Origin of the sequence: Methylophaga sp., assembly GCF_965655755.1 — a bacterium.
In the GTDB taxonomy this organism is placed as follows: Bacteria; Pseudomonadota; Gammaproteobacteria; order Nitrosococcales; family Methylophagaceae; genus Methylophaga.
Genome location: NZ_CBFHHW010000009.1, coordinates 64,422 through 73,252 on the forward strand (window position 1 = coordinate 64,422; position 8,831 = coordinate 73,252).

Here is an 8,831-nt window from a genome sequence, read left to right on the forward strand (position 1 = left end):
GCTACCAAGACGAAAGGTGTATCCCCAGCGATCCATATCACGAAGCATACGTGCCCGTCCTACATTCTTAACGAAACCGGCTAACAGTATTTGCAAGAAACAGACGCCGTTTTCTTCGTCATAATCGCCTTCGGCATCCGTATGCAGATGTTGCCGACGTGCAGGATCCATACAGATGAAATGCCCGGCCTCGTGCAATACAGAATGTACGGGTGTATCGAAGCGAACATAGAGCTTATTACCGACCAGTCCGGCTTCGCGCTCGCCAAAAAAACTGCCGGGTATCGCCTCATCAGCCTGTATTCTTATGATGTTTAGGCCATATGAATTGAGTAGTTGTTTGAGTTGGCTGTATAGAAAGTCATCACAGTTGATGACATCCGTTGGATCACTCACGTCGGCTGTCACCGACAATATGATTCACCACCATGCCTGCCAGAGTAAGGCCGAAGATAGAAGGCATATAACTCACTGTGCCATTGACGGCACGGGCTCTGCCGCGACCGACCGGTTCCGGTGGTAAAGCTGGTAATGGTGACTCCAGCGAGTAGACGGTCTGAATACCACGGCCAACGCCGCGCTTACGAAGCTGGGAACGTAATTGCTTTGCCAGTTTACACATGCGTGTGTCCATCAAATCACCGGTTCGAACCTGAGTCGGATCCAGCTTTCCGCCTGCGCCCATACTGGCAAACACGGTCATATCATTTCGCCAGGCCGTTTCAAGTAGGGAAGATTTACTGCTCATACTGTCAATCGCATCAATGATGACATCATAGCCTTGAGCCAACACCGTTGGGATCGAGTCGGGCGTAAGAAACTCTGTCAGTAAGGTTAACTGGCAGTCAGGGTTAATATCCTGAATACGCTGTGACATCACATCTGCTTTTTTTTGACCGATGGTTGAGTTCAGTGCGACTAATTGACGGTTGATATTGGAGCCGGAAACAATGTCATGGTCGACCAGGGTCATTTTACCGACGCCCATTCTTGCCAATGCTTCGGCAGTAAAGGAGCCTACGCCTCCCATACCCGCGAGAAAAACATGACTGTTTTGTAGTTTTTCTATGCCCTCATCACCAATCAGAATATGGGTACGCTCAAAAAGCGGGTTGGAATGTGCCATCAATAAACCTCAAAACCATAAACTATGAGGCGTATTTTCCATGATAAGTAACCTAATTGGCAAAACCTATCTGCGACGAGGGCGAAAGTCTTTTACCTGTTGCTTCAACTCTGACATCAGCGCATCGTCAACTTGTCGGTAACGAATCTGAATATACAGATCGGTAATGTGTGTGATTTGTTGCTTATAAGCCGGTAAAGCCTGCTTAGCCCGCATTGCAAAATCATTGGGGCCTTCGAAACTCTGTCTGTGTAAATCCAGCCGCTCAAGTTTTCGGCAAAAAGACTGATAAAGACTGACAGCAGGATCGGCGTGATGACGGCGTTTATAGGTCAGGAGCAGCATCACCAGTCCCGTCATCGACAGCAAAATCATTAGCCATAACGCCATTTTCTGCCAGTCAGGGTTTTTCATGCCTAACAGAGAAAGCAGTTCGAACTGCTTTTCGGGGCCATAGGCGACCACCCACATATCCCATGCGCTATTAAAGGCATCCCAGTTATTTTGCATTTGTTGCCATAACTCAACCAGCGCATCACTTTTGGCAATAAATACAGGGGAACGTCGGCTTGCAGGAAGAATATCGGACATCCCCCGATCAATACGATTCTGAGACACGGCAGCGGTGGGATCTATGCGTTTCCAGCCTTTGTCCGCTAACCAGACCTCTGTCCAGGCGTGCGCATCACGTTGTCTTACAACCAGAAGGTTATCAACCGGATTCAGATCACCGCCTAAATAGCCGGTCACAACACGGGTCGGAATACCGGCCGCTCGCATCAAAACGGTAAAGCTGGCAGCGTAATGCTCACAAAAACCCTGACGTGAACCAAACAGAAAACCATCCACGGTATCGCCGCTTATCACAGGAGGTGTGAGCGTGTAAAAAAACGCTTGATTGGAAAAAAACGCTAAAGCCGTATCAATAATGGCTTCCGGGTCATTATGCTTATCACGCCACTGTTGGGCTAATGTCACCGCTTTGGGATGTGCATCATCAGGTAATTGTAATGCTGCTTTGATATTGGGATCTGACTCGGCATTAAATGAATACGTTGTATGTGACACCAGCGGATATTGTGTGCGTTGTTTGATGTTCTTCTTGGTGACAAGACGGCCATCTGGAGTCAGAAATGAGGCCGGAGATTTCGGTAATTCAGTGGGTAAGTCCAACGCCAGCAACCAGTTCTCATCATGGGGTTCGAGTGTGATTTTGTAGCGGTAACTGTTATCCACATTTTCGATAGTGGGAGATTGCCATTTGAGTTGATGGTGCTCTAGTTTGGTCCAGGTTGTGCCATCGGTCTGCCAAAGCACAGGACCGCGCCAGTACAGCGCATTCTGTGGTGGAACCTGGTTATCATCGAATTTGACCCGAAAGGCGATTTCATCTGACTCAACCAGGTTACTGATACTGCCCGGAGACATTTCTTCACTTAAACCGGTAGACGCCGTGTTGGCATCTTCAGGTAGTCCCCATATCGGTCCGGGTATGCGGGGAAATAATACAAAAAGGAACAGCATCACCGGTATAGCCTGCAATACCATTTTGCTGCAATGCGTTATCTGTGATTTAGCTGACTGTCTTGCATCGACTGCATTAACAGCAAGCAGGCAACGGGTGAGCAAAATTACCACCAGCAACATCAAAATCACCATCAGAATGCTTTGGCTGAAGAAAAAGTTGGTTATAACCAGGAAAAAGCCAAGGAAAACACATAGGTAATAGTCACGTAAGGAACGGATTTCCACCACTTTAAACGCCAGCATGATGGTTAATAACGCCACACCGGCATCGCGACCAATAGTCAGATTGAATTGGCTGACAATAACAATGATGGTTAAGCCGGCTACTGCATTTTGAAAGACTTTCAACCAACGATTGGCTGCCGGTAAAGGCCAGCCACGAAAGTTGTGTAGTAAACGCCATCCCATCATCATGATAAACATCAGTCCTACCCATATAGGTTGATATACAAAGTGAGGAACAGCGCCAATAAACAGCGCCAGAATCAGACTATTGATAGTGTGTTGAGGCGGAGAAAGGTCATTTTTAGCCATGATAGAGGGCCAGCGCTTTTAAGCAGGTATGTTGATGATCGGGCCCATGCCCCGCTGCGATGCTTACATCGGGTAATTCCAAGCCATACTGATAGCCCTGACTATCGGCTTGTAACACCCAACTGGTGAGTTGAGATAATCGTGCTTCAGTGTCACTCAGATCTTCGAGATCCTCCCAACGCAAGGCGAGTTTTTGCCCTCTTGGACGTGAAAATTGTTTGCTGCGCATTACTTCGTCACGTGCAAATGCTTTCCAGGCTACTCGGTGCAAGGGATCACCTGAGCGGTAGGTTCTCAGTCCGGCGAAATCATCATCACCCTGAAGTGCTTGTTTTATGGATTGATTCCCCTGCATAGCGAACATAGGCAAAGGACGATGACCGGATGCTTTGGGATACACCAGCACGTCAGCCTGGTTATCGTAGACGGTCCAGGAATAAAATAATCCTAGCGGATACAGACTTGATAAGCGTATTTTCGTCAGTCTTTGCCAGCCACGTTTACTGGTTGGTATAGACAATACACAGCTATGATTACTGTCGGCTTCAACGCAACCGATTTTATTCAATAGCGCGTAAGCTTTCATAAACTGCCAGCGAGGCAAATCAAATCGACTCTTATGCGCGACGTCAATTTGGTAACTATCCTCTGTGTCAGTGTTGTTTACGGTCAGCCTGAAAAAAGCGGGTTGGTGACAAAAGACAGGATCTAATGCCGTTATGGTGACACTCAGAAGGCGAATGTTTCGGTGGCTATGGTGCATTGCCACATGGCCGAGACTAGCCAGTAGAAAACACAATAAGTGACCCAAACTGTTGTTGTAATTAATGGCGCCCAGCAGCATTAAAATCAGCAAAGCAACGTAACCATAACCAAAGCGAGTTGGAATAATGTAGATTCGCTGACCTTCTACGGTCCGCCAACGTCGCCAGAGTTGTGTCACCATTGAAGCCATCAGGGAATAGGGACGTTTTGAATCAGCTGGTTTATCCAGTCGGCTGAGAAGTTTTCCTCATGGAGTTGAAGTCGATGACTGACAATACTGGGTAAGATGGCTTGAATATCTTCCGGTAAAACATGATCACGACCTTCCAGTAAAGCCCAGGCTTGAGCAGCGTGTACCAGCCCAAGGCCTGCCCTTGGTGAGAGTCCGGTGTGGTAGAGACCTGACTCTCGGGTGTAACTCAGAATGCGTTGCACATAATCAATCAAGGCAGGTGCAAAATGTATTTGAGTAACGCTGTGTTGCAATGCCAATAATTCATCAACCGTGATAACGGCCTGAAGTTGCTTCAGGATCTCACGACGATCCTGGCCCAACAACAGTGCGCGTTCTGCTTTGGCATCTGGGTAGCCGAGCTCAATACGCATCAGAAACCGATCCAGTTGGGACTCGGGCAAAGGAAAAGTACCTATTTGATTCATCGGATTCTGAGTGGCAATAACAAAAAAAGGTGATAACAAGCTGTGTGTTGTACCTTCCACGGTAACTTGTTGTTCTTCCATGGCCTCCAGCAGTGCACTTTGTGTTCTGGGCGATGCTCTGTTGACTTCATCGGCCAGAATTAACTGGGTGAAGATTGGACCCGGATGGAAACTGAATTGGCTACTGTCACGTTCATAAATCGATACCCCGATAATATCGGCGGGTAACATATCACTGGTAAACTGAATTCGTTGAAAACTTAATCCAAGCGTCCCGGCAAACGTATGTGCCAGAGTTGTTTTACCCACGCCAGGTAAATCTTCTATCAGTAAATGGCCCTTCGCCAGCAGGCAGGTGAGAGCGAGTTTAATCGGGTGTTCTTTGCCGAGGATAACGCTATTAACGCTAGAAAGAATGGCAGTGAGTTCCTTTTGGGCCATGAAGAATCCTGTATCTTATTTTAATTCGGGTAGCATAATAGTTGATACCAACTTGTTTCTAGACATGCTAGTTTTAGCATGGTTCTATTTATAACCAAAGAGGTAAAGAAAATGTCGAATGAAGGCTATCACGAACCGATTTCTGAATTATCCGATGATACCCGGGATATGCATCGGGCAATTACGTCTCTCATGGAAGAGCTGGAAGCGGTTGACTGGTATAACCAACGTGTTGATGCATGTAAGGATCCGGAACTCAAGAAGATTCTTGAACATAACAGGGATGAAGAAAAAGAACATGCTGCCATGGTGTTGGAATGGATCCGTCGCCGTGACAACAAATTGGATGAAGAGTTAAAAGATTATCTCTTTAAACAAGGAGAAATCGGCCATCATGAGTAAGTTAGATGCCGAATAACTGTTTACAGTTATGCGTGGTGGCGTGAGCAATTTCTGACTCACTCTGGCTACGAATTTCTGCCAGTTTTGTCAAAATAATGGGGATCCTCTCGGGTGAATTTCTCTCGCCCTGATGCCCCACCAGCGGCATATCCGGCGAATCAGTTTCTAGCACAATTGTGTTTAGAGGCAAGTCACGGAACAAGCCTTGCAGTTTCTGAGCGCGGGGATAGGTGATCGCCCCGCCGACGCCAAACAAAAAACCCAGCTTTTGATAATGTTCAGCTTGTTGCATGCTGCCATTAAACGCGTGCACAATCCCGCCTCTGAGCGAATACTGGCGCAATACTTTCAGTACTTCATCATGTGCTTTGCGAACGTGCAGAATAACGGGCAGTTCAAATTTATCCGCTAAGATTATCTGTGCTTCAAATAGCCTCATTTGTGCTTTCTTATCATGTCCGGGCAGGAAAAAGTCGAGCCCGATTTCGCCTACTGCAATTGGCTGATAATCGTTTAATGCCCATTCCAATGCTTTGATGTCTGTCTCCTGATGTTCATGCATGAACATAGGATGAAGTCCCAGCGCCAGATGTAGCATTGGGTTTTGTGCACAAACCTCGATCAGTTTTGGCCAACTTTGATGTGTTACGCCAGGTACGATAATCGCTTCAATGCCTGAATCCGCGCAGCGCTCTATAATAGCTTGTCTATCGTTCTCAAAATTGTGAAAATCGAGGTGGCAATGACTGTCGATCAAGTGCAACATAGACCTTATCCCGATAAAGAAATCAATTAATGCAAAATAGACTTTTAGCTGCCAGTGTACCGCATGAAAGAATGATGGTTAACTTGGCGCTTTTTCATATATTGATACCGATTGTAGCCTTGGCGACTGGTTTTTTTCTACCGGTTTTGCTGCTGGCATTATTTGGTTCGCTGTTTAGCATCATCTGGATAGGCTGGTATGCCCGATATCATCAGTTCGCTGCTGAGAATGTTAAGCAACATTGGCTGCTGACGTGGCGGCATTGCCGCTGGTTGCTCTATTCTTATGCGATTTCTGCGTTGATTATGTTGGTAGGGTTGGGTTTGTCCCTTTATCAAAGCGACCATAACATGTCGGCTATTGTGCTGGTGGTATTTAGTCGGCTGGCAGTAGTGCCGACACTGCTGATGGTTTTGATTTTATTTGTATTGGAAACCAGTGCACTGGCTGAAAGTCGAAACGATAACTGAAAAGGGTAATTGTTATGACTGAGGATGCGAAAAAAGCGAGTGATGCACATGAACGATTACTGTTCAATTTGTCTGTTGTGCATTTTCTACTACCGGCCATTCTGTTTAACACCGAGATCCTGTGGTTGATCGTTGGCTTGCCGATGTTGATTTCGACCGGTTTTGTACTGTCAATTATGCGACATGCCAGCAAAGGTAAGCAGTCAGATTTGATTTATACGCACTGGTTGCTGGCCTGGCGACGTGGTCGCTATCTGTTGTTGTCGTACGTGGTATCACTGGGCCTGTTTTTACTGGGCTGGTTGTTCCTGCAGTTGCAGGCTGATGAGGTGATGCGGGGTATCCAACTGGCTGTTTTTGGCTGGTTCAGCTTGCTGCCTATTTCTTTAACTATCGTTGTGCTTATCATTCTGGAGACAGCATCACTGGCGCAGGCGAGACAGGGAAAAAAGCCACGTCAGATCACCTGGTGGTTTAAGGCCTAATAGTTCTGACTTCAGCTTGGCCCTCACCACGGGGATCACTGGCAGCATCAATCAGCCCATTGTTTTTGTTAACAACAATAGTCTGCATATCACCATACTGTCTGCTGAGCGATTTGATGCTGTGTCCGCGTACACGTAAGGGGGTTAAATCTGCTGATGTGAAACCCTGACTTTCTACCTGCACTTGATCTGGTTGATATTGGTGATGAAAGCGAGGGATCGACACAATGTGTTCTGCACTGTTACCTTCAATAAAATCAAGCACACTAAGCAAAACCATACTAATGATGCGACTCCCGCCGGGAGTACCGGTAATCATCAACCTATCTTTATTCTCGACAAAGGTTGGTGACATGCTTGATAAAGGTCTTTTATGTGGAGCAATCGCATTCGCTTCATTACCAACCAGACCATAGACATTTCCAACGCTGGGATGGGCCGAAAAATCATCCATTTCGTCATTCAGTAAGACACCTGTGCCTTTGGCGACAAAGCCTGAACCAAAGGGATAGTTAATGCTCAATGTGGCAGACACGCGATTACCGTCTTTATCGATAATAGAAAAGTGCGTGGTGTCTTCGCCTAACTGTCTGGTTTCATTAATAGCCTCACTGGAACTGGCTCGATACGGTTGAATGCTCTGACTCATTTTTTTTCCGTACTCAGGTGTCGTGAGAAAGTCAGGAACGGCGACAAAATCGCTATCTCCCAAATATTGACTACGATCTCGATAGGCACGGCGCATACTTTCAATGACCCAGTGTCTTTTCTGGGTTGCATCTTTTACTGTCATATCAAAGTGCGCGAGTTGATTTAGAGCCAGAATTAACACAATGCCGCCAGAGGAGGGCAAAGCAGCGGATGTGATTTCATAACCCTGATAATGACCTTTAACAGGCTTTCTTTCTTTGACTTCATATCCGGCTAGATCATTTAAGGTCCAGATTCCCCCATGCTCTCTTACTGCAGAGACCAGTTTTTCAGCGATCTCCCCCCGATAAAAACCATCTTTTCCTGACAAAGCGAGACGTTTTAATGTATGGGCGAGATCAGGTTGTTTGATAAGTGTGCCGGTTTCCGGTACCTGACCATTAACAAGAAAAATATCAGCACTGCTTGGATATTGATTAAGCACGTTTTGACGAAATCCGGCTAGGTATTGATAGCCTTCAGAGACGTTAAAGCCTTTTTTTGCGTAATCGATGGCTGGCTGCAATGTCACACTGAGCGGTAACTTACCGTAGTTCTGGCTTAAATGAACCAAAGCTGCAGGTACACCAGGAATAGCGGCAGCAAGCGGCCCATTGAGAGAGCGTTCAGGTTCAAATTCACCTTGCTGATTAAGATACATATCCCGATACGCTGCACCGGGTGCGATTTCTCTGCCATCAAGCATGATCTGAGTATTATCCTCTGCATGATGGAGCAACCAGAAACCACCACCACCAAGACCGGAACCACTTGGTTCTACAACCGCCAGAGCAGCGGTCACTGCCACCGCCGCATCAAAAGCATTGCCGCCTCGCTCAAGCATATTTAAACCAGCTTGTGTGGCTAAAGGATGAGCCGAGGCAACGGCAGACCCCGTTATCTTTGCCCAACTCAGCGGTGAGCAGGCAAACAAGGCCAGAACCAGTACAACCCGGCACATGTTA

Annotated in this window: 10 protein-coding genes; 3 read left to right on the forward strand and 7 right to left on the reverse strand. The window is 46.8% G+C overall.

What is annotated here, in order from left to right:
- The 5 genes from ACTF5U_RS05015 to ACTF5U_RS05035 form a co-directional block, all read right to left on the reverse strand.
- Nucleotides 1-396 (reverse strand): hypothetical protein (locus ACTF5U_RS05015; protein ID WP_438970544.1); only part of this gene is annotated, 396 nt, incomplete at its 3' end.
- On the reverse strand, nt 389-1,126 hold the full coding sequence (locus tag ACTF5U_RS05020) for a tRNA threonylcarbamoyladenosine dehydratase (RefSeq protein WP_438970545.1): 738 nt from the start codon (nt 1,124-1,126) through the stop codon (nt 389-391). The genes ACTF5U_RS05015 and ACTF5U_RS05020, both read right to left, overlap by 8 nt.
- A 66-nt stretch (nt 1,127-1,192) precedes the next feature.
- Nucleotides 1,193-3,187, reverse strand: a complete 1,995-nt coding sequence (locus ACTF5U_RS05025; protein WP_438970546.1) for a transglutaminase TgpA family protein — start codon at nt 3,185-3,187, stop codon at nt 1,193-1,195.
- Nucleotides 3,180-4,133, reverse strand: coding sequence for a DUF58 domain-containing protein (locus ACTF5U_RS05030; RefSeq protein WP_438970547.1), 954 nt, complete (start codon nt 4,131-4,133; stop codon nt 3,180-3,182). The genes ACTF5U_RS05025 and ACTF5U_RS05030 overlap by 8 nt, the downstream gene beginning before the upstream one ends.
- Nucleotides 4,134-4,141: 8 nt before the next feature.
- On the reverse strand, nt 4,142-5,053 hold the full coding sequence (locus ACTF5U_RS05035) for an AAA family ATPase (protein WP_438970548.1): 912 nt from the start codon (nt 5,051-5,053) through the stop codon (nt 4,142-4,144).
- 111 nt (nt 5,054-5,164) lie between these two features.
- Between ACTF5U_RS05035 and ACTF5U_RS05040 the strand changes: the two genes are divergently transcribed.
- Nucleotides 5,165-5,455 carry an encapsulin-associated ferritin-like protein gene (locus ACTF5U_RS05040; protein ID WP_438970549.1) on the forward strand — a complete coding sequence of 97 codons (291 nt, stop codon included), beginning with the start codon at nt 5,165-5,167 and terminating at the stop codon, nt 5,453-5,455.
- Between the two features lies 1 nt (nt 5,456).
- Here the strand turns inward: ACTF5U_RS05040 and ACTF5U_RS05045 are convergent, their stop codons facing one another.
- Nucleotides 5,457-6,221 (reverse strand): TatD family hydrolase, encoded by a 765-nt coding sequence (locus ACTF5U_RS05045; RefSeq protein WP_438970550.1) that lies wholly within the window; start codon nt 6,219-6,221, stop codon nt 5,457-5,459.
- 29 nt (nt 6,222-6,250) lie between these two features.
- Here ACTF5U_RS05045 and ACTF5U_RS05050 point away from each other — a divergent pair, with 29 nt between their 5' ends.
- Nucleotides 6,251-6,691, forward strand: coding sequence for a hypothetical protein (locus ACTF5U_RS05050; protein ID WP_438970551.1), 441 nt, complete (start codon nt 6,251-6,253; stop codon nt 6,689-6,691).
- Between the two features lie 14 nt (nt 6,692-6,705).
- Complete coding sequence (locus tag ACTF5U_RS05055; RefSeq protein WP_438970552.1) at nt 6,706-7,176, forward strand: hypothetical protein; 471 nt, start codon at nt 6,706-6,708, stop codon at nt 7,174-7,176.
- Here the strand turns inward: ACTF5U_RS05055 and ggt are convergent.
- Nucleotides 7,166-8,831: gamma-glutamyltransferase (ggt, locus tag ACTF5U_RS05060; protein WP_438970553.1), on the reverse strand; the 1,666-nt coding region annotated here is incomplete at its 5' end. The genes ACTF5U_RS05055 and ggt overlap by 11 nt on opposite strands.